The organism is Achromobacter sp. 2789STDY5608615 (assembly GCF_001298995.1).
GTDB lineage: Bacteria > Pseudomonadota > Gammaproteobacteria > Burkholderiales > Burkholderiaceae_B > Achromobacter > Achromobacter insuavis.
Genome location: NZ_CYTY01000021.1, coordinates 57,417 through 78,109 on the forward strand (window position 1 = coordinate 57,417; position 20,693 = coordinate 78,109).

The 20,693-nt window shown below is 69.2% G+C and carries 19 protein-coding genes; 14 read left to right on the forward strand and 5 right to left on the reverse strand.

Translation table 11 applies throughout. The features are described 5' to 3' along the window. The 3 genes from AOZ49_RS18860 to AOZ49_RS18865 form a co-directional block, all read left to right on the forward strand. Positions 1 to 1,688: ATP-binding protein (locus tag AOZ49_RS18860; RefSeq protein ID WP_369815823.1), on the forward strand; the 1,688-nt coding region annotated here is incomplete at its 5' end. Between the two features lie 59 nt (positions 1,689 to 1,747). Continuing rightward, positions 1,748 to 1,957, forward strand: a complete 210-nt coding sequence (locus AOZ49_RS32570) for a hypothetical protein (RefSeq protein ID WP_156333309.1) — start codon at positions 1,748 to 1,750, stop codon at positions 1,955 to 1,957. Between the two features lie 170 nt (positions 1,958 to 2,127). After that, positions 2,128 to 3,000, forward strand: a complete 873-nt coding sequence (locus AOZ49_RS18865) for a DMT family transporter (RefSeq protein ID WP_054431331.1) — start codon at positions 2,128 to 2,130, stop codon at positions 2,998 to 3,000. Between the two features lie 68 nt (positions 3,001 to 3,068). On the opposite strand, the gene AOZ49_RS18870 is transcribed toward AOZ49_RS18865, so the two are convergent. Together AOZ49_RS18870 and AOZ49_RS18875 are read right to left on the reverse strand one after the other, a co-directional pair. Next, positions 3,069 to 3,950, reverse strand: a complete 882-nt coding sequence (locus AOZ49_RS18870; protein WP_054477096.1) for a hypothetical protein — start codon at positions 3,948 to 3,950, stop codon at positions 3,069 to 3,071. A 517-nt stretch (positions 3,951 to 4,467) separates the two neighbouring features. Continuing rightward, positions 4,468 to 5,454, reverse strand: a complete 987-nt coding sequence (locus tag AOZ49_RS18875; RefSeq protein WP_054431333.1) for a Bug family tripartite tricarboxylate transporter substrate binding protein — start codon at positions 5,452 to 5,454, stop codon at positions 4,468 to 4,470. A 552-nt stretch (positions 5,455 to 6,006) separates the two neighbouring features. On the opposite strand from AOZ49_RS18875, the gene AOZ49_RS18880 reads away from it, so the two are divergent. From AOZ49_RS18880 to AOZ49_RS18925, 10 genes are all read left to right on the forward strand, one after another. After that, positions 6,007 to 8,922, forward strand: a complete 2,916-nt coding sequence (locus AOZ49_RS18880; RefSeq protein ID WP_054431334.1) for a monovalent cation/H+ antiporter subunit A — start codon at positions 6,007 to 6,009, stop codon at positions 8,920 to 8,922. After that, positions 8,922 to 9,266: a Na+/H+ antiporter subunit C gene (locus AOZ49_RS18885; protein ID WP_006227452.1), complete on the forward strand. Its 345-nt coding sequence runs from the start codon at positions 8,922 to 8,924 to the stop codon at positions 9,264 to 9,266. The genes AOZ49_RS18880 and AOZ49_RS18885 overlap by 1 nt, the downstream gene beginning before the upstream one ends. Further along, the gene (locus tag AOZ49_RS18890) at positions 9,263 to 10,894 is read left to right on the forward strand and encodes a monovalent cation/H+ antiporter subunit D (RefSeq protein WP_054431335.1); all 1,632 of its coding nucleotides are present in this window, start codon (positions 9,263 to 9,265) and stop codon (positions 10,892 to 10,894) included. The genes AOZ49_RS18885 and AOZ49_RS18890 overlap by 4 nt, the downstream gene beginning before the upstream one ends. Continuing rightward, a complete protein-coding gene (locus tag AOZ49_RS18895; RefSeq protein WP_054477098.1) occupies positions 10,894 to 11,376 on the forward strand; it encodes a Na+/H+ antiporter subunit E in 483 nt (160 codons plus the stop codon). The genes AOZ49_RS18890 and AOZ49_RS18895 overlap by 1 nt, the downstream gene beginning before the upstream one ends. Then, on the forward strand, positions 11,373 to 11,654 hold the full coding sequence (locus AOZ49_RS18900) for a K+/H+ antiporter subunit F (protein ID WP_006394683.1): 282 nt from the start codon (positions 11,373 to 11,375) through the stop codon (positions 11,652 to 11,654). The genes AOZ49_RS18895 and AOZ49_RS18900 overlap by 4 nt, the downstream gene beginning before the upstream one ends. Further along, complete coding sequence (gene mnhG, locus AOZ49_RS18905) at positions 11,651 to 11,989, forward strand: monovalent cation/H(+) antiporter subunit G (RefSeq protein ID WP_054431337.1); 339 nt, start codon at positions 11,651 to 11,653, stop codon at positions 11,987 to 11,989. The genes AOZ49_RS18900 and mnhG overlap by 4 nt, the downstream gene beginning before the upstream one ends. A gap of 229 nt (positions 11,990 to 12,218) precedes the next feature. After that, entirely contained in the window at positions 12,219 to 12,722 is a 504-nt protein-coding gene (locus AOZ49_RS18910; protein WP_231689845.1) for a hypothetical protein, read from the forward strand. Between the two features lie 106 nt (positions 12,723 to 12,828). Beyond that, entirely contained in the window at positions 12,829 to 13,677 is an 849-nt protein-coding gene (locus AOZ49_RS18915; RefSeq protein ID WP_054477100.1) for an HAD family hydrolase, read from the forward strand. 10 nt (positions 13,678 to 13,687) lie between these two features. Beyond that, positions 13,688 to 14,179 (forward strand): tRNA adenosine(34) deaminase TadA, encoded by a 492-nt coding sequence (tadA, locus tag AOZ49_RS18920; RefSeq protein WP_054431340.1) that lies wholly within the window; start codon positions 13,688 to 13,690, stop codon positions 14,177 to 14,179. Continuing rightward, positions 14,176 to 15,231: an LD-carboxypeptidase gene (locus AOZ49_RS18925; RefSeq protein ID WP_054477102.1), complete on the forward strand. Its 1,056-nt coding sequence runs from the start codon at positions 14,176 to 14,178 to the stop codon at positions 15,229 to 15,231. Before tadA ends, AOZ49_RS18925 begins: the two co-directional genes overlap by 4 nt. Positions 15,232 to 15,267: 36 nt before the next feature. On the opposite strand, the gene AOZ49_RS18930 is transcribed toward AOZ49_RS18925, so the two are convergent. Genes AOZ49_RS18930 through AOZ49_RS18940 form a run of 3 tightly spaced genes read right to left on the reverse strand, consistent with a single transcriptional unit; the run spans position 15,268 to position 18,820 of the window. Continuing rightward, a complete protein-coding gene (locus tag AOZ49_RS18930; protein ID WP_231690386.1) occupies positions 15,268 to 16,866 on the reverse strand; it encodes a M48 family metalloprotease in 1,599 nt (532 codons plus the stop codon). After that, positions 16,853 to 17,206 carry a hypothetical protein gene (locus AOZ49_RS18935; protein WP_054431343.1) on the reverse strand — a complete coding sequence of 118 codons (354 nt, stop codon included), beginning with the start codon at positions 17,204 to 17,206 and terminating at the stop codon, positions 16,853 to 16,855. Before AOZ49_RS18935 ends, AOZ49_RS18930 begins: the two co-directional genes overlap by 14 nt. Before the next feature lie 6 nt (positions 17,207 to 17,212). Then, the gene (locus AOZ49_RS18940) at positions 17,213 to 18,820 is read right to left on the reverse strand and encodes a CHASE2 domain-containing protein (protein WP_197286748.1); all 1,608 of its coding nucleotides are present in this window, start codon (positions 18,818 to 18,820) and stop codon (positions 17,213 to 17,215) included. A 259-nt stretch (positions 18,821 to 19,079) separates the two neighbouring features. On the opposite strand from AOZ49_RS18940, the gene AOZ49_RS18945 reads away from it, so the two are divergent. Continuing rightward, the gene (locus AOZ49_RS18945; RefSeq protein ID WP_054431345.1) at positions 19,080 to 20,684 is read left to right on the forward strand and encodes an ABC-F family ATPase; all 1,605 of its coding nucleotides are present in this window, start codon (positions 19,080 to 19,082) and stop codon (positions 20,682 to 20,684) included. Positions 20,685 to 20,693: the final 9 nt, after the last annotated feature.

Genomic DNA, 20,693 nt, shown 5'->3' on the forward strand with positions numbered 1-20,693 from the left:
AGGCCGCCCGCGCCGCGGTCCGGCAGGCCCAGGAGCCGCTGGCCCGCGCCCGCGCGCTGCGCGACACGCACGCCGCCGCCGCCGAACAGGCGCGCCAGCGGGTCGCCGCGGTGCAGGCGGTGGCCGACCGCCGCGACCTCGAACACCAGCTCGGCCAGCTGGCGCGCGACATCGAACGCCTGGACGGCGCGCTCGAAGAAGCCACCCGCCTGATCGAGCAGGGGTCGACCTTGAAGGCCGAGGCCGTGCGCATCGAAATCGCCGACGCCGACATCCAGGCCTTGCGCAAGAGCGAACGCGCGCTGGGCGACCTGCAACTGCGGCAGCAGGCCATCGCCACGCGCCTGTCGTATGCGCTCGATGCGGGCCGCGAGGTCCGGCTCGATGGCGCCACGCTGGCCGGCAGCGGCGAGTTGTTGCTGACCGCCGCGGCCGAACTCGAGCTGCCCGGCCTGGGCCGGCTGCGCATCGCGCCGGGCGGCCAGGACCTGCCGGCGCTCAAGCGCGAACTGGCCGACATGCAGGCGGCCAGCGCGGCCTTGCTGTCGCGCCTGGGCGTGGCCCACGCGGCCGAGGCCGAGGAACGCCACGCGCGCGGCATCGCCTTGCAGCGCGAACTCGAAGCCATGCGCAAGACGCTGGCGATCCATGCGCCCAAAGGCGTGGACGCATTGCGCGGCCAACGCAACGAAGCCCAGGCGCGGCGCGCGCAACTGGCCGAGCGATTGGCATTGCTGCCGCCGGCGGCGGAGGCGGACGACGTCGATGCGCCCGCCGCGCGCCAGGCGTTGCGCGATGCCGAGGCCAGCGCGGCGCAGGCCGAGCAGGACCTGGCGGCCGCGCAGCGCGCGCTGGATGCCGACAGCGCCCGTGCCCAGTTGCTCGAAACCCAGGCCGCCGCGCGCGGCGCCGACCTGCAATCGGCGGAACGCACGACGCAGCGCCAGGCCCGCGCCGGCCGGCTGGCCGAGGCCCGCAGCGGCCACGACCTGCTCGAACAACGCCTGCGCCAGGCGCAGGCCGCCCTGGAAGCGTTGCGGCCGGAACTGCTGGAGCAGGACGCGCAGCGCTACGAAAAGTCCGCCGCCATCGAACGCGACGCCCAGCACAAGCGCCACAGCGAGATCCAGCAGTTGCTGGGCAAGCTGGAGCAGGCCGGCGCGCAGGGCCTGGGCGAACGCTTGTCCGAGGCCGAGGCCGCCTGCGAGCGCCTGCAGCGCCGCCGCGACGAATTCCAGCGCCGCGCGCAGGCGCTGGAGCTGCTGTCCACCTTGCTGGCCGGCAAGCGCGACGCCGCCACCCAGCGGCTGCAGGCGCCGCTGGCGCGCCGCCTGAGCCACTACCTGGCGCTGCTGTTCCCCGAGTCCGCGCTGCGCCTGGACGAGGCGCTGCTGCCCGCGGCCCTGCAACGCGCGGGCGGCGAGGATCCGCTGGACGCGCTCAGCTTCGGCACGCGCGAACAATTGGGCATCCTGGCGCGCTTCGCCTACGCCGACCTGCTGCGCGAGGCCGGACGGCCGACGCTGCTGTTGTTGGACGATGCGCTGGTGCACACCGACGACGACCGCCGCGACCTGATGAAGCGCGCGTTGTTCGATGCCGCCACGCGCCACCAGATCCTGATGTTCACCTGCCATGGCGAGGCCTGGCGCGACCTCGGCGTCGAGCAGCGCCGCATCGGCGCTTGACGCTGGCGCGCCGCGCCGGTAGCCTACACGGGTTCATCACCGAACCCGACGCGCTTCACATGCCCGACTTCACGCCTTCCGCCGAATCCGCCTTCGCTGCCCGCGCAGCCGGCGCCGGCGTGCGCGCAAGCCTGCGGCACGGCGTGTCGCCTCCCGTTGTTTCTCCTGTCGTCTCGACGGTCGTATCGCCGCCGGTGGCTTCGCCGCCGTGCGATGTCGTCGTCGGTGTCGCGGGCGCCTATCCGCCCGTGGTCGCCGTCGTCGGCTGACCGCCCCTCACTTCCCGCTCCCGCCTTACCGCCTGGATCCGCCGCGCTGATGCGCTGATGCGTTTGCGTTCGCGCCCGCCCGCCGCGCGTCCACGCCTGATCCGTTCGCGCGCCGCAAGACGCGCGCACGCCGCGGGAGCCTGTTCCATACCCGACAGGTAGAAATCTTCATGTCTTTCAATCGCAATGCGTGGGCCGCCTACGGCTCCACTTCCTTGTTCGTGCTGCTGTGGAGCGGCGGCGCGATCTTCGCCAAATGGGGCCTGGCGCACGCCTCGGCCTTCGGCTTCCTGCTGCTGCGCTTCGTTCTGGCGCTGGCCGTGCTGCTGGTGATCTGCCTGGCACGGCGGCGCTGGCTGCCGGCTCCCGGCACGCGCGGCATCGTCGCGCTGACCGGGTTGCTGCTGATCGGCAGCTACTCCATCTGCTATCTGCTGGCGCTGGACCACGGCATCACGCCGGGCGTGCTGGCCACGCTGCTGGGGGCGCAACCCATTCTGACCCTGGCGCTGCTGGAGCGCCGCTATCCGCCCCTGCGGCTGGCGGGCCTGCTGCTGGCCCTGTGCGGACTGGCGATGGTGATGTTCCAGAGCATCGGCATGGCGCGGTTCTCGATGGCCGGCATGGCCTTCGCGTTCGCGGCGCTGGCCAGCATGACGGCGGGCGCCATCCTGCAAAAGCGCGTGCGCCAGGCGCCGATGGACGTGATGCCGCTGCAGTACGTGGTGAGCCTGGCGCTGTGCCTGCTGTTCGCGCCGTTCCAGCCGCTGCACGCGGATTGGAGCGTGGGCTTCGTGCTGCCGCTGCTGTGGATGGGCCTGGTGATCTCGGTCGGCGCGACGCTGCTGTTCTACCGCATGATCCAGTCCGGCAACCTGGTCAACGTCACCAGCCTGTTCTACCTGGTGCCGGCCGGCACCGCGGCGCTGGACTACCTGGTGCTGGGCAACCGCCTGTCGCTGCTGAGCCTGGGCGGCATGGCCGGGATCCTGCTGGGCCTGATGCTGGTGTTGCGCACGCCGGCTGCGCGGCCGGGCGGCTGACATCTGCCGGGGTGGGGCTGATTGCCGCGCGGCCCGTCGCGCCAGGCGTTGCGACGGCGCTGTACGTGCTACGCGTGCGCGGTCTCTTCCTGGCCGGCCCAGTGGCCGCTGACCAGTTGCGCCGGCCGTTCGCGGGCCTGGACCCGGGCGCAGACCGCCCAGGCGTCCAGGCGCACGTTCAGGCCGGCATAGACGCCGTGGCCGTCGCCGGCCTCGATCCGGCCGTCGGCCTGCACGCCTTCGCCGGCGCGGATCGAGCCGTCGGCGCGGATGTCTTCGCCGGCGATCAGGCCCCAGCCCGCGGCCAGGTGGCCGCCGCAGGCGATGGCGGCGCCGGCCTGGATGCCGCAGGCGGCATCGATGTCCTTGGCGGCCTGCACGCCGCCGCCGGCCTTGATGCCCTGGCCGCACTTGAGGGCGCCTTGCACCTGCACGTCCTGGCCGGCCCGCAGGTGGCCGGTCACGGCCAGGTCCTGGCCCGCGCAGATGTCCCACTTGGCGCGCAGGTTGCCGCGGCAGTCGAAGGCGGCGGCGACCTCGATGCCCCATTCGGCGGACACGTCGCCGCCCGCGCGCAGGTCGCCAGCGCTGGCGATGTTGGCGCCGGCGGCGATGTTCTCGCCGGCCACGATCGATTCGCCGGCGCGGATGCCGCCGCCGGTGACGATGCTGCGCCCGGCCCGCACCACGCTGTCGACGTTGATGCCCATGCGCACCTCCAGCGTGCCGGCGAAGACGATGGCGTGGGCGTCGAGCGTGTCCAGCTTCAGCACGGCGTCGGTCGGACCGAACTGGTCCAGCAGCCAGCAGGCGTCACCCACGCGCCCGTCGGCCACCAGGGCATCGAGGACGGCCTGGTAGTCCCCCTGTCCGTTGTGGTCGCGCAGGAACCATTTGTAGCCGCCCGCGCAGGGGTTCTTGGCTTTGACGAATTTCTTGGTGAGTTGCATGGCGTTCGGTGGCAATCAAGGCGTGGCGCCGCCCGCCGGTCACAGTCGGCGCGCGGACGGAAAACGTGGCAAGACCGCCCGGCCATGCGGCAGGGCGGTCGCGCCGGCCGGCCTCGAACCGCGCCGCGCGCAACAAAGGTACGGGCGTGCAGGCGGCCGGCGGCGGGCCGGTGACGGAAAGCGGGAAGGGGGGATGCCGGCGATTAGCCGGGCTTGGAGCGCGCGTAGGCGGAACGCGCGGCGACTTCCTGCGAGCTCAACAGGGTCGAGCGCAGGGCGCAAAGCACGCAAGCGGTGTCGGAAGGATGGGAGAAATCGATTCGCACGGGCGAAATGGTAGCAGAGCGCGGGCGCGTCATCTGCCCGGCGATCGCCGATGTGGCGTGGGACTGTCCGAATCTGGCGCCGCGCAGGGTGCGCATTGTGCCGGCGGCCTCGGAAAGGGCCCGCCGGCACGGCGTGGCGGCGGGCAGACGGACTGGAGCCCGGGTCACGCGGCGAGGCCGCGCGACAAACCTCAGTTCGTCGACTGGATGTTGCGTTCCTTGGCGATGCGCTGGCGCAGCTCCAGTTCGCGCTTGATCTGGGCGGCGTATTCGGCCGGCGTGTTGCCGTCGACCAGCGAGCCGCCGTCGGCCAGGCGCTGGATGATCTTGGGATCCTTCAGCGCCTTGACGGTGGCGTCGTGGATGCGGTCGATCACCGCCTGCGGCGTGCCGGCGGGGGCGACCAGGCCGTACCAGGCCATGTTGTCCATTTCCGGCAGGCCGCCTTCGGAGAACGTGGGCACGTCCGGCAGGGTGGGCAGGCGCTTGGGCGCGGCCACGGCCAGGGCGCGCAGCTTGCCGGCCTGGATGTGGGGCATGGACGAGGGCAGGTTGTCGAACTGGGCGTTGACCTGGCCGGCGATGACGTCGTTCAGGGCCGGGCCCGAGCCGCGGTAGGGCACGTGCACCATGTCGGTCTTGGTGAGCGACTTGAACAGCTCGCCGTCCAGGTGGCCGATGCCGCCGGCGCCGGACGAGGCGTAGCTGTACTTGCCCGGGTTGGCCTTGAGCAGGGCGATGAACTCGGCCATGGTCTTGGCCGGGACGGCCGGGTTGACCGTCAGCACGTTGGGCACGTTCACCATGTTGGTGATGGGCGCGAAGTCCTTGAGCGGGTTGTAGGGGTTCTTGGGGTTGGTGGCCGGGTTGGTGGCCATGGTGCTGACGGTGGCCACGCCCAGCGTGTAGCCGTCCGGGGCGGAACGGACCAGCGCGTCGGCGCCGATCGAGCCGCCGCCGCCGCCGCGGTTTTCCACCACCACGGCCTGGCCGAGTTCGCGGCCCAGGCCTTCGGCCACCACGCGGGCGACGATGTCGGTGGTGCCGCCGGCCGCGAACGGCACGATCAGGCGGATGGGTTTGTTGGGGTAGGCGTCAGCGGCGTGCGCGGCGCCGCTGAGGCAGAGGCCGGCGAGGGCGGTGGCCAGGACGGCCTTGGCTTGGGACAGCACGGTCAAGAGTCTTCTCCATATTATTGAAATCCGAGCCGGCCGGCTTCGTTGGCCGGCGTCGGTGAAGCGCGCCGGACCCGGATGCCGGCCGGCCGTCGCTTCGTGGGCGCCATTCCACACAGTTATAGGGAACCGGTCAATCGGTATTCCCCCTGCGTTCCGTGTGGGTATTTTTACCCCGGCGGAAGCCGGCCCGAAGCGCGACGATGACGCAAAAAAACGTATGCTGACAAGAACTTGAACGAAATTGGGGCCGGTCATCGATGCGTAATGATTGCGCAGCGATCATGTCGTCATCCCCCAGGTACGCGCATAAATCTCTGCATAACTTACAAGAATCTGATATTTTTCGGATGAGATTCTTGGCCGGTCTTGCAAGAAAACTATTGCGTTTGTTTCTGTCCGCGCCGTTCAATGGGCGTTGGTTGATGTCCCCGCGGGGCAACGTGTAGTGCAGCGACGCACCGGGCCAGGGTTCCGTCCGTTTTTCAATCCCCGGTCTGTTTCGTCTCTCGCTGCTGCGCTGGCGGGAGGGGGCCCGGACATTCTCGGAACGCCATGTCGCTGATACTGATCCTCGCTCTGCCGTTCGCCGGCAGCCTGTGCGCCGCGCTGCTGCCTTCCAACGCCCGCAATGCCGAGGCCTGGTTGGCGGGCATCATCGCCCTGGCCTGCGCGGTTCTGGTCGCCAGTCTCTATCCGCAGGTCGCCGGCGGCGGCGTGGTCCGCGTCGACATTCCCTGGGCGCCCGCCCTGGGCCTGCAGTTCACCCTGCGCATGGACGGCTACGCCTGGCTGTTCGCGCTGATCGTCTCGGGCATGGGCGCGCTGGTGGTGCTGTACGCGCGCTACTACATGTCGCCGGAAGACCCGGTGCCGCGCTTCTTCTCGTTCTTCCAGGCCTTCATGGCCGCCATGCTCGGCGTGGTGCTGTCGGGCAACCTGATCCAGCTGGTCATGTTCTGGGAAATGACCAGCCTGGCTTCTTTCATGCTGATCGCCTACTGGCACCACCGCCTGGACGCCCGCCGCGGCGCGCGCATGGCGCTGACGGTGACCGGCGCCGGCGGGCTTTGCCTGCTGGCCGGGGTGCTGATCCTGGGCCACATCGTCGGCAGCTACGACATGGACCGCGTGCTGGCCGCCGGCGACGTGGTGCGCGCCGACCCCTGGTATCCGGCCGTGCTGGTGCTGGTGGCGCTGGGCGCGCTGACCAAGAGCGCGCAGTTCCCGTTCCATTTCTGGCTGCCCAACGCCATGGCCGCGCCCACGCCGGTGTCGGCCTACCTGCACTCGGCCACCATGGTGAAGGCCGGCGTGTTCCTGCTGGCGCGTTTCTGGCCGGTGCTGTCCGGCACCGACGAGTGGTTCTGGATCATCGGCGGCGCCGGGCTGATTACGCTGGTGCTGGGCGGTTACGCCGCCATCTTCCAGCAGGACATGAAGGGGGTGCTGGCGTATTCGACCATCAGCCACCTCGGCCTGATCACGCTGCTGCTGGGGCTGAACAGCTCGCTGGCGCTGGTGGCGGCGGTGTTCCACATGGTCAACCACGCCACCTTCAAGGCCTCGCTGTTCATGGCGGCCGGCATCGTCGACCACGAGACCGGCACGCGCGACCTGAGCCGCCTGTCCGGCCTGTACAAGGCCATGCCGATCACGGCCACATTGGCCATGGTGGCGGCGGCCTCGATGGCCGGGGTGCCGCTGCTCAACGGCTTCATCTCCAAGGAAATGTTCTTCGCCGAGACCACCTTCGTCAGCGGCGACTGGATCACCAAGGTGGGCCTGCCGCTGGCGGCCACGGTGGCGGGGGCCTTCAGCGTGGCCTATTCGCTGCGCTTCATCCTGCAGGTGTTCTTCGGCCCGCCGGCCACCGACCTGCCGCGCGCGCCGCATGAGCCGCCCGGCTGGATGCTGCTGCCCAGCGGCCTGCTGGTGCTGATGTGCCTGGTGGTGGGCATCCTGCCGGGCGTGACGCTCGGCCCGTTCCTGGCCACCGCCGCGCAGAGCATCCTGGGCGCCGATATGCCCGAATACAGCCTGGCCGTGTGGCACGGCGTCAACCTGCCGCTGGTGATGAGCTTCGTGGCCATGACCTCGGGCGTCATCCTGTACCTGGCGCTGCGCGCGCACCAGCGCGCCAACCCCGGCCGGGTGCCGTTCATCTACCGCCTGGACGGCCGCCGCTCGTTCGAGACGCTGCTCGACGGCTCCAGCGTCGCCGCCGCCTGGCTGCTGCGCTGGCTGGCCTCGTCGCGCCTGCAGGTGCAGATGCTGCTGATCGTGCTGGGCACGCTGTTCGTGGCCTGGCTGCCGTTGCGGGCAGGCGGCTGGCTGGAAGGCGCCGGCCGTCCGGCCGCGGTCGATCCGGCCTTCGCCCTGCTGTGGCTGGTGGGCTGCGTCTGCGCCGTGGCCGCGGCCTACCAGGCCAAGTACCACCGCCTGGCGTCGCTGGCGCTGGCCGGCGGCGCGGGCCTGGTGACCTGTCTCACGTTCGTCTGGTTCTCGGCGCCCGACCTGGCGCTGACGCAGCTGTCGGTCGAGGTGGTGACGCTGGTGCTGCTGCTGCTCGGCCTGCGCTGGCTGCCGCGCCGCATCGAGCAGGACGAGGACGAGGGCCTGGGGGCGACCCTGCGCGCCCGCGGCCGCCGCCTGCGCGACCTGCTGATGGCCACCGCCGCCGGCACCGGCATGGCGGCGCTGGCGTACGCGGTGCTGGTGCGGCCGCAGACCGACACGATCTCCTCGTATTTCGTCGACCGCGCGCTGCCCGACGGCGGCGGCACCAACGTGGTCAACGTGATCCTGGTGGACTTCCGCGGCTTCGATACCTTTGGCGAAATCACGGTGCTGGGCATCGTGGCGCTGACGGTGTACGCGCTGCTGCGCCGCTTCCGGCCGGCCGCCGAGAGCGCCGACCTGCCGCGCCAGCAGATCGACCAGGACGGCCCGGTGCCGGCCGCGCCGGACATCAAGACGATCGTGCCGACCGGCCCGATGATGGTGCCGACGGTGCTGGTGCGCCTGCTGCTGCCGACCGCGGCGCTGATTTCCGTGTACTTCCTGCTGCGCGGCCACAACCAGCCCGGCGGCGGCTTCGTGGGCGGGCTGATCTTCGCCACGGCCGTGATCCTGCAGTACATGGTGGGCGGGGTCTACTGGGTCGAGTCGCGCAGCCGGCTGAACCCGCAGAACTGGATCGGCATCGGCCTGCTGTTCGCCGGCACGGCGGCGGTGACGGCCTGGCTCGCCTACAAACCGTTCCTGGCCGCGCTGGCCTGGGACATCGCCTTGCCGCTGGTGGGACACGTGCACCTGTCCAGCGTGCTGCTGTTCGACCTCGGCGTCTACATGCTGGTGGTCGGGTCCACCGTGCTGGTGCTGGTGGCGCTGGCCCACCAATCGCTGCGCGCACAACGCAAGGCTGCCGCCGAAAGCCAGGCGGCCGCCGCACAAACGGGGGAAGCCTGATGGAATTGATTTACGCCGTCGCGATCGGCGTCCTGGCGGGCTCGGGGGTCTGGCTGCTGCTGCGGCCGCGCACCTTCCAGTTCATCATGGGCCTGTCGCTGGTCTCATATGCGGTCAACCTGTTCATCTTCGGCATGGGCCGCCTGACCTCGGGCCGGCCGCCGGTGGTGGACCCGGCCATGGCCCATGATCCTTCCTGGTACGCCGATCCGTTGCCCCAGGCGCTGGTGCTGACGGCCATCGTGATCGGCTTCGCCACCACCGCGCTGTTCCTGGTGGTGCTGCTGGCTTCGCGCGGCTTGACGGGCACCGACCACGTCGATGGACGGGAGTCCCAATCTTGAGTTTCTGGCTGCAACATCTTCCCGTATTGCCCATCATCACGCCGCTGCTGGCCGGCGCCGTGATGCTGATGCTGGGCGACACCCGCCGCTACACGCGCGGCGCGATCGCCATGCTGTCGACGCTGGCGCAGCTGGCCGCGGCCATCGCGCTGCTGGCGGTCGCCGGCGGCGCCGTGCCGGACGTCTGGCCGCATGGCGTCGGCGTCTACCTGGTGGGCGACTGGCCCGCGCCGTTCGGCATCGTGCTGGTGGTGGACCGCCTGGCCGCGGTCATGCTGACCCTGACCGCGGTGCTGGGCCTGGCCTCGCTGACCTACGCGCTGGCGCGCTGGGACCGGGCCGGGGTGCATTTCCATTCCCTGTTCCAGTTCCTGCTGATGGGCCTGAACGGCGCCTTCCTGACCGGCGACCTGTTCAACCTGTTCGTGTTCTTCGAGGTGCTGCTGGCCGCGTCCTACGGCCTGTTGCTGCACGGCTCGGGCGTGGCGCGCGTCAGCGCCGGCCTGCAGTACATCGCGGTCAACCTGGTGGCCTCGTTCCTGCTGCTGATCAGCATTGCGCTGATCTACGGCGTGAGCGGCACGCTCAACATGGCCGACCTGGCGCTGCGCGCCGGCAACCTGACCGGTTCCGACCGCATGCTGTTCGAGGCCGGCGCCGCCATCCTCGGCGTGGCCTTCCTGGTGAAGGCGGGCGCCTGGCCGCTGAACTTCTGGCTGGTCAAGGGCTACGGCTCGGCCGGCGCGCCGATCGCGGCCATGTTCTCGATCATGACCAAGGTCGGCATCTACGCGCTGCTGCGCATCGGTTCGCTGCTGCTGCCGACCGGCGCGCCGGCGGCGTTCAGCCTGGACTGGATGTTCGCGGCCGGCCTGGCCACGCTGCTGTTCGGCGGCCTGGGCCTGCTGGCCACGCAGCAGCTCGAGAAGATGGTGGGCTATTGCGTGATCGTCTCGGCCGGCACGCTGCTGACGGCGCTGGGCATGCCCGGCGTGACGCTGACCGGCCCGGCGCTGTTCTACCTGATCAGTTCGGTGCTGACCACGGGCGCGTTCTTCATGCTGGCCGAACTCATCGAACGCACCCGCAGCTTCGGCGCCAACGTGCTGGCGGTGACGCTGGACGCGTTCGACCTGGACGACCCGGCCTCGGTGAATCGTTCCGACGACGTGGTCGGGGTGGCGATTCCGGCGGCCATGGCGTTCCTCGGCCTGGCCTTCATCTGTTGCGCCTTGCTGGTGACCGGGCTGCCGCCGCTGTCCGGCTTCGTCGCCAAGTTCTCGCTGCTGTCGGCGGCGGTTTCGGCGGCCAACGAGTCGGCGCCGCCGATGGACGCCTGGATCCTGGTGGCGGCCGTGCTGGTGTCCGGCCTGGCGGGGCTGATCGGCCTGGGCCGCACCGGCATCCGCGTGTTCTGGGCCAGCGACGATCGCAGCACGCCGCGCCTGCGTGTGATCGAGGCGGGGCCGGTGGCGGTCCTGCTGCTCTTGTGCGTGGGCCTGGCGGCGGGCGCGGGCCCGGTGTCGGCCTACCTGGATGACGCCGCGCGTTCGCTGGACCAGCCCAAGAGCTATATCGACGCCGTCATGTCCGCGCAGACGGTGCGCGCCACGCTGGGAGGAAACTGATGCGCCGCCTCTATTTCCTCTTCCTGCCGGTATTCCTGTTCGTCCTGTGGCTGGTGCTGAACGAGAGCCTGTCGGCCGGCCAGATCGCGCTGGGCGTGGCGCTGGCCCTGTGGTTCACCTGGGCCGCCTCGCGCCTGCGGCCGCTGAAGGCGCGGCCGCGCCGTCTGTGGAAGGCGATTCCGCTGTTCTGGCACGTGACGGTGGACATCATCAAGTCCAACATCGCGGTGGCCAAGCTGATCCTGAATCCGCGCCGCAATGATTTCTCGCCCGGGTTCATCAAGATCCCGCTGACCATGCGCGATCCGCATGGCCTGGCGATGCTGGCCTGCATCGTCACCTACACGCCCGGCACCGTCTGGGTCGAACTGGGCGATGACCACCGCCTCAAGCTGCACGTGCTCGACCTGCAGAACGAGGAAGACTGGGTGCGCCTGGTGCAGGACCGCTACGAGCGCCCCTTGATGGAGATCTTCGAATGAACGCCATACTCTACTGGGCGGCGTCCTTTGCCCTGGTGTGCTTCGCGCTGGGCATGGTGTTCGCCGCCATCCGCCTGCTGCGCGGCCCCACCGCGCAGGACCGCGTGCTGGCGCTGGACACGCTCTACATCAACGGCATGCTGACCATGCTGGTGTTCGGCATCCGCTCGGGCACGTCGGTGTACTTCGACATCGCGTTGCTGATCGCGCTGTTCGGTTTCGTGGGCTCGACCGCCATGGCCCGCTTCCTGCTGCGCGGCGAGGTGATCGAGCCATGATCGACAATCTTCCCCTGTGGGCCAGCATTCCGGCCAGCGTGCTGCTGGTGCTGGGCGGCCTGCTGGCGCTGACCGGCTCGGCCGGGCTGCTGCGCTTTCGCACCTTCTACGCCCGCATCCACGCGCCCACGCTGGGCAACACGCTGGGCTGCGGCTGCGTGCTGGCGGCGTCGATCCTGGTGTTCTCGGCGCTGTCGTCGCGGCCCGTGTTCCATGAAGTGATCATCACGTTGCTGCTGATCGTGTCGTCGCCGGTGACGGCGATGCTGCTGATGCGCGCGGCGGTTTACCGTAACCGTTTGACCAAGGCCGACGCCGACCTGGACGCGAGGTAGCGGGCAGGGCGGCGCCGGGTACACGGGGACGTATCGGCGCTTTTTCGGGGACGAATTGCGTTGGCGCAATGAATATTGCGTCGCAGCATCGGAAACTTCGGCTTACGATTGCACGTTGCTGGACATGTCCCCGTCGTGTCATCGTGGGATAGTTGTATCAAGCAGACGGTGCCGGCCCAGCCAGGCCCGCGCCGTTCGGGTTCAATCCTCTTTCTCCAAGGAGCTGGCCATGAATGTACGTCCCATGCACACCAAACGCCTCGCGGCATCCCTTTGCGCGGCTGGCCTGATGCTGGCCGCGGGAGCGGCCCAGGCGGCCGACCCGATCGGCCGCGCCGGCATCCAGGCGCAATACGAACAAGATGTGGCGGCTTGCAAGAACGGCAGCACCGGCCAGGAGCGCACCGCCTGCATGCGCGAGGCGGGCGCCGCCCGCGAGGAAGCCAACCGCCAGCGCCTGAGCGACGGCACCACCGACCAGCACCAGCAGAACATGCTGGACCGCTGCAATCGCCTGCCGGCCGATTCGCGCCAGGACTGCATCACGCAGATGACCTCGCCGACCCAGGTGCGCGGCAGCGTGCAGGGCGGCGGCGTGCTGCGTGAAACCGTGATCCAGGTGCCGGCCGGCACCGCCGGCACGGTGCCGCCGCCTCCGCCGCCGGTTGGCGCGCCCGGCATGGCGCCCGCTCCGGGCATGGCGCCGCCGCCGCCCGCGCCGATGCGCCAGTAACGGGCGATCGATGGCGCCAGGGGAGGGGCGATGCGTCCTTCCCCGCGCCCCGGCCGCCGCCACAATCAGGCAAAATGGCGGCTGTCGCCCTTACTTACGCATATCCATGTCCGACGTCATCGCCCTGATTTTCGACTTCGACGACACGCTGGCCTCGGACAGCACGTCCGGTTTCCTGGACAGCATCGGGGTGGACACGGCGTCCTTCTGGAAAGACCAGGTCGATCCGCTGCTGTCCAACCAGGACTGGGACCCGGTCCCGGCCTATCTGTACCAGATGATCCAGCTCTCGCGCGAGGGCAAGCATGGCCTCATCACGCAGCAGCGGCTGCGCGACTGGGGCGCGCGTCTCGAACTGCACGATGGCGTGGTCACGCTGTTCCAGCGCCTGCGCGCCGCGGTGCGGGCGGCGCAGCCGCAGGTGCAGCTGGAGTTCTACCTGATCTCCAGCGGCATCGGCGACGTGGTCCGCTCCACGCCCATCGCGCACGAGTTCACCGAGATCTGGGCCTCCGAATTCACCTACGGCGCCGACGGCGGCATCGAGTTTCCGCGCCGCATCGTCAGCTTCACCGACAAGACGCGCTACCTGTTCCACATCCAGAAGGGCATCATCGGCCGCGATTTCCGCAACAAGCCGTTCGAGGTCAACCGCAAGGTGCCCGAGGACCGCCTGCGGGTGCCGTTCGACCAGATGGTGTTCGTCGGCGACGGCTACACCGACATTCCGTGCTTCTCGCTGATCCGGCGCGCCGGCGGCTACGCCTTCGGCGTCTGGGATCCGAAGCACCGCGACAAGCGCAGCCGCGCCTGGGGCTTCATCGAGGAAGGCCGGGTGTCGAACCTGAACCAGGCGCGCTACGACGAGAACGCCGAGCTCTACCAGTGGCTCGAAGAGGCCGTGACCAGCCTGGCCGGCCGCATCGCGCTCAAGTCGCGGGTGTACCGTGGTTGAGCCGATCGCCATGGCGGCCGTGCCGCCCTGGACCGCGCAGGACGCCGAATTCATGACGCTGGCGCTGGAAGAGGCGCGGGCGGCCTATGACATCGGCGAGGTGCCGGTGGGCGCGCTGGTGGTCTCGGCCCAGGGCGACATCCTGGGGCGCGGCTACAACCGCACCATCATCGACCACGACCCCACCGCGCATGCCGAGATCGTCGCCCTGCGCGGCGCGGCGCGCGCCCTGGAAAACTACCGGCTGCCGGGCATCACCGTGTACGTCACGCTGGAGCCCTGCGTCATGTGCATCGGCGCCATGCTGCACGCGCGCCTGGCGCGGGTGGTGTTCGGCGCCTACGACCCCAAGACCGGCGCCTGCGGCAGCGTGCTGGACGTGGGCTCGGTGCCCAAACTCAATCATCACACTTCAGTCACCGGCGGCGTGCTGGCGGAACCCTGCGGCGAGCTGCTGCGCCGGTTCTTCCGCGAACGCCGCGCCAAGGAATCCATCGCATGAGCAACACCCGAGGCGCCAAGGCGCGCGGCGCCAGGGCGGCCGCCGCCCCGGCGCATGACCACGCCAGCCACGCGCACGACCACGATCACGAATGCGGCGAGGCCTGCGGCCACGACCACAGCCACGACCACGAGCCGGGCCACGTCCACAGCTTCCCGGACGCGCGCGGCATCTACCTGATCTCGCCGTCGTCGGCGGTGCGCGACCCGCAGACCGTCGAGCTGGCGCGCGAGCGCCTGGCCGCGCAGGGCTTCAAGACCGCGCTGGACCGCACCGCGCTGGCCGAACACCAGCGCTTTGCCGGCACCGACGCCCAGCGCCTGGCCAGCCTGACGCGCGCCGCCAAGCAGAAGCTGCCGATCGTCATGGTGACGCGCGGCGGCTACGGCATGGGCCGGCTGCTGCACCTGGTTGACTGGAAGGCCATGGCCGACAGCGGCAAGCGCTTCGTCGGCATGAGCGATTTCACCGCCTTCAACCTGGCGCTGCTGGCGCAGACCGGCGCGGTCAGCTACACCGGCGCCACCGCCATCTACGACTTCGGCGGCAAGAAGGTCGACGACCTGACCGAAGCGCTGTTCGGCGAAGTGATGCGCGGCGAGCTGGAAATCCTCAGCTTCGAGACCCAGGACGCCGACCCGGTCGATTGCCGCGGCATCCTGTGGGGCGGCAACCTGGCCATGCTGGCCTCGCTGATCGGCACCCCGTACATGCCGAAGGTGCGCGGCGGCATCCTGTTCCTGGAAGACGTGGCCGAGCACCCGTACCGCATCGAACGCATGCTGATCCAGTTGTGGCAGGCGGGCATCCTGGGCAAGCAGAAGGCCATCGTGCTGGGCCGCTTCTCGGACTACAAGCTGGCGCCGCACGACAAGGGCTACGACCTGCACGAGGTGGCGGCCTGGCTGCGCAAGACGGTCAAGGTGCCGGTGGTGACCGGCCTGCCGTACGGCCACGTGGCCACCAAGGCGACGCTGCCGATCGGCCAGAAGGTCGGCATCGCCACCGAAAAGGGCCTGGCCCACCTGGTGCTGGACGAGCACCATCATTGACGCGGGCGGGCCGCAAGGCCCGCCGCGTGGCGTGCTTCACTTCTTGAACAGCCTGTCGACCAACGACTGCGCCTTCTGCTCGCCGCGGCGCTTGGCCTCGGCCTGCTCGGCGGGTGTCTGCGCGGCTTTGTTGCAGGCGCCGGCATAGCTGGGAAAGCGCGACGCGCATTCCTGCGCCAGCTTGCGCGCCCTGTCCCAGCTGTCGGTCTGCCCGTAGAAGGCAATGGCCTCCGGCCAGGCCAGGCCGGCATCCTTGAAATACTCGAAGCCCTGGTTCATGACCGCGGTGGCGGGTGCGCGCTGGCCCGAGCCCAGCAGATTGTTGGCGCGCAGGACATAAATGCGCCAGGCGCGGTCGCCCTCGGATTGCAGGTTGCGGTCCAGCAGGGCGGCGGCGCGGGTGGACGGCTTGCCGGGTTCGCCTTGCGCCATGCTTAGCGCCAGCAGCGGCAACGCCTGCTGTGCGGTCGGGCCGGAGGCGGCCTGGGCCGCGAGCTTGCGCGCCTGGACATAGTCCTGCGCCTGCAGCGCCTGTTGCGCGGCGTTGGCGCTCTGATAGTTCTTCAGCACGGTGGCGCTGCGACGTTGCGCGCGCGCCTTGTCCCACGGCGCGATGGTGGCCGCGGGGCGAGGCTTGCCGGCCATCAGCGGCGTGACCTGCCCGGTCAGCGAGGTCAGCCGCGCTTCGGTGCTGGGATGGCTGACGGTCAGCTTTTTCCAGATGTCGTCCAGGCCATTGCGCAGGTCTTCGCTGGCGCCAGCGAGGCCAGAGCTCAGCGACGCCTGCATCTCGGTCAGCGGCGCGACCTGGTTGCCCGAGGCCTTGGCTTGCTTGCGCGCATCCTGCGCGGCGGCCTGCTTGATCTGCTCGACCATGCGCTTGCGGTCTTCTTCCTGGATCCTGGCGTTGTCCGTTTCCCAGGTGGCCTGACGCTCCAGGAAGGCCTTGAACCCTTGCGTGTAGGAATAGCCCAGCCGCAGGCTGACGGTGGCGCCGAAGCGATCGGCGTTTTCCTCCTGCTGCCGGTTCCAGGCGGGGACCAGCACGTCCTTGCCGAAGGCATAGGAAGCGATCACGCTGTCCACCGGGCTCCAGCCCGTCGCGCTGCCGGCCTTTTGCGCCAGGGCCACGCCCAGCGCCGCCAGCGTGGCGACCTGGTCGCTGGTCGTATTGGCCGCTTCCAGCTGGTGATAGTCCAGGTAGATGTGGCCAAATTCGTGCGACAGGATGGCGACGATCTCGTCCTCGGACTCCGCGGACGACAGCCATCCGATCGACAGGTAGATATTGCCCGCGCCGGTGCTGTAGGCCTCCAGCGCCGGGGAAGCGGTGACGTACACCGCGCCTGGCCAGCCGGGTACGCCGGCGGCATCCTTGATACGGCCGAGCAGGCCGTTCAGGTAGCCCTGCATCTCGGGCATGGCAACCAGGCCCATGTGTTGCGCGCGCTGATTGCGGGCGTCGCGGTCGGCGTCGGGCCACTTGCGGTCGGTGGGGGCGGGCGGCAATTCCCCGGTCTTGAACGACAGGCCGGCGCCGGGCATGTTGGCACAGCCAGCCAGGACCATCGCCAGGGTCAGGGCCGCGAGGCGGGGCGCGTGATGGAAGGGCATCGCCATGTCAGCGGCAGGCATTTTCGCCGGCGCCGGCGGTGGAGCCGGTGGGACCGGGCACGCGCTTGACCACCGGGCCGCACTGCGCCGACGAATTGCGCGCCACGCGCACCTGCATGCTGTCCACCCAGTAGTCGGCGCCGTTCACCTTCACCCGGTAGAACTCTTCGCGGCTTTCCAGTACCGGCCACGGCATGCCCTGGCCATCGGATTGGGCGGCCGGCGTTCCGCCGCCCGGCTGTGCATAGAGCGGCAGCGGCTTGAGGCTGGCGCCGACGATCTGGTCGGCCGCCAGGGCCGGCGCGCCGTACAGGGCCAACGCCGCGAGGGCGGCGGCAATCATGGAGGAAGGCTGGATCATGCGGTTCTACTCCTGAGGTTTGGCGGAAGATTGCGGCGGCGCCGGGGGCGGGGTGGTCGCGTCCGCCTTGGGCTTGCCGCCGAGAAACTTGGTGACGGTGTCGGTCCAGCCGAGCCAGTGCGCGGCCAGCGCCATGACCGCCAGGTCGACAATGGGCAGGGTGCCGACGTCCACCCATTCCTGCGCGATCAGCACGATGTACATGACCACCAGCGAAGACAGCAGGATGGAGGCCGCCTTGCCCAGTGTCAGCGCCAGCGCGATCAGCAGCTTTTCCGCGACCTTGCGCGCCAGCCAGCGGCGGCAGGCGCGATCGGCGCAGACGGCGCGCAGCAGGCGCAGGCGCGTCAGCGGGCCGCGCGCGGCGCCCAGCGCGATCCACCGCGCGGGCCGCTGCGGCAGCATCTCGGTGCCCTCGGCCGGGGGCGTCGCCGCGGTCAGCCGCCATGATTTCGGCGGCACCAGCCAGCGTCTGGTCCAGCCATTGATTTCGCGCAGTTGCACGACCAGCCACTGGGCCAGCCAGTGCAGGAAGTGCGCCGCCATGACGATGGGGATGCCCAGCAGCCACAGGATGTTGGGTGGCCAGATTTCCCATTCCAGCGCGCGCTTGTAGTGGTCCCGGTAGGTCAGCAGGTTGTCCAGCGCCATGGCGTGCATGAAGACCCCGGGGATCACGTCGTGCACGGGCGACAGCACAGTGTCGTTGAAGCCGCTCAACGCCGCGCCGATCATGACGTAGCGGTCCGTGAGCAGGTCCTCCAGGCGGGCCTGGTCGGTATCGGCGGCGCGCAGTTCGGACAAGGTCAGCGTGCGGGTGTAGGGGCAGATCGGCTTGCTCGCCTCGGGGCCGTACAGCAGCCTGCGCACGTAACCCGGCAGCATTTCGGGATAGCCGCCGCGCGCCAGGCGGCAGTCGGGCGAGAAAGGCCGCTGGCCCAGGTTGTCGACACCCCAGGTCAGGGCCATGGCCTCTTCGCCCTTGGGCAGCGCGATGCCGGCCACGTCCTGCGCCATCGCCAGCGCGGCGCTGCGCGTGTCGCCGTCGGACCAGAGCGGATAACTCCACACCAGCCGGTCGACCTTGCTGGCCGAATAGCGCACGTCCACCAGGGTGAAGCAGGGCGGCTGGCCGGCCGGCGTGGCCAGGCCCGCGCGCAGCCGCAGTCCGCCATCGTCGCCAGGCAGCGCGGCCAGGAACACCGGCACGCCGGCGTCCCGCAGCTCGCACAGGGCAGAGACCAGCTCCGGCAAGGTCGGGTCGTCCCTTTCGCGGCCGAAGGTGATGTCAAGGAAGATGGCGCGGGGCTTGTGGATCAGGCCGATATTGCGCAGCCAGCGGGCATGCGTGCGGTAGGGGACGGGCCAGGCGCCTTTTTGCGGATCGAGCGAATCGTCGTCGATCAGCACCACGGTGGTGTCGTTGCGATGCGCGGGACTGTAATAGCCGCCCACCAGCCGCGCCTGCAGTCGGGCAATGGCGTAGGTCAGCAGATCCGAACTGGGCGTCAGTCGGGGCGTCGCCCACAACATGGTGATCGCGACCAGCGCGGCGACGATCAATGAGCGGAAATAGAACTTGACGTTTCCGGAGGGCGGGGACGAATCGGTCACGGGACGGCGGCTAGGGGTTGAGTCAGCCTCCATGGCCCGGCGGGCAGGAAGCGCGCGTGTCGAGGGCGCAATGGTACCCGATTTAATACAAATTTTTACTTTAAGACAACAAATGGCACTCGACGCCAGCCCGAGCGCCACGCCTGTGCGCTTGCGTGGCAAGCTCCGGACAGATGGGCTTGGTACACTATCGGGTTTCGCCGCATCCGCTTTGGCCGCTGCGCGACCTCAAAACCAAGATTCCCCCCAAGACACCACCGTGATATCCACCGCCAATCTCACCATCCAGTTCGGTCCCAAGCCCCTTTTCGAGAACGTCAGCGTCAAGTTCGGGGAAGGCAACCGCTACGGGCTGATCGGGGCCAACGGGTCCGGCAAGTCGACGTTCATGAAGATCATCGGCGGCGACCTGGAGTCGTCGGCCGGCAACGTCTCGCTGGAGCCGGGCGTGCGCCTGGGCAAGCTGCGCCAGGACCAGTTCGCCTTCGAGGACCTGCGCGTGCTGGACGTGGTGATGATGGGCCACACCGAGATGTGGGCCGCGATGTCCGAGCGCGACGCGATCTACGCCAACCCGGAAGCGTCGGAAGACGACTACATGCGCGCGGCCGACCTGGAAGCCAAGTTCGCCGAATATGACGGCTACACCGCCGAAGCCCGCGCCGGCGAGCTGCTGCTGGGCCTGGAAATCGCCGTGGACCAGCACAACCTGCCGATGCGCGAAGTGGCGCCGGGCTGGAAGCTGCGCGTGCTGCTGGCGCAGGCGCTGTTCTCGAACCCGGACGTGCTGCTGCTGGACGAACCGACCAACAACCTGGACATCAACACCATCCGCTGGCTGGAAAGCGTGCTCAACAGCTACCAGAGCACGATGATCATCATCAGCCACGATCGTCACTTCCTGAACCAGGTCTGCACCCACATGGCCGACCTGGACTATGGCGAGATCCGCATCTACCCGGGCAACTACGACGACTACATGCTGGCCTCGACCCAGGCCCGCGAGCGCCTGGTGGCCAACAACGCCAAGGCCAAGGAACGCGTCACCGAACTGCAGGACTTCGTGCGCCGTTTCGCCGCCAACAAGTCCAAGTCGCGCCAGGCCACCTCGCGTCTCAAGCAGATCGACCGCATCAAGGCCGAGCAGGTCGTGGTCAAGCCCTCGTCGCGCCAGAACCCGTACATCCGCTTCGAGCAGAACAAGGTCATGCACCGCCTGGCGGTCACGGTCGAAGGCCTGTCCAAGTCCTACGACGCGCCCGTGATCCGCAACTTCTCGGCCATGGTCGATGCCGGCGAGAAGATCGCCATCATCGGCGCCAACGGCGTCGGCAAGACCACCTTGCTGCGCCTGCTGGCCACCGACCTGGCGCCGGACGCCGGCAGCGTCAAGTGGTCGGAAAACGCCGACCTGGGCTACATGGCCCAGGACGTGTCGGATCAGTTCCTGCAGACCGACATCAACCTGCTCGACTGGATGGGCGACCATCGCCAGCCGGGCGACGACGACCAGTCGATCCGTTCGGTGCTGGGCCGCCTGCTGTTCTCGGCGGACGACCTGCCCAAGGCGCCCAAGGTGCTGTCCGGCGGCGAAAAGAACCGCATGACCTTCGGCCGCCTGATGCTGGGCCGCCACAACGTCATGCTGCTCGACGAGCCGACCAACCACCTGGACATGGAATCGATCGAATCGCTGCAGTTCGCGCTGGAAAAGTACGAAGGCACGCTGGTGTTCGTCTCGCACGACCGCGAATTCGTGTCGGGCCTGGCCACCCGCGTGATCGAGATCCTGCCGTCGGGCGAGATCGTCGACTACCGCGGCGGCTACGAAGACTACCTATCCTCGCGCGGTATCGAAGCCTGATCCCCCAAG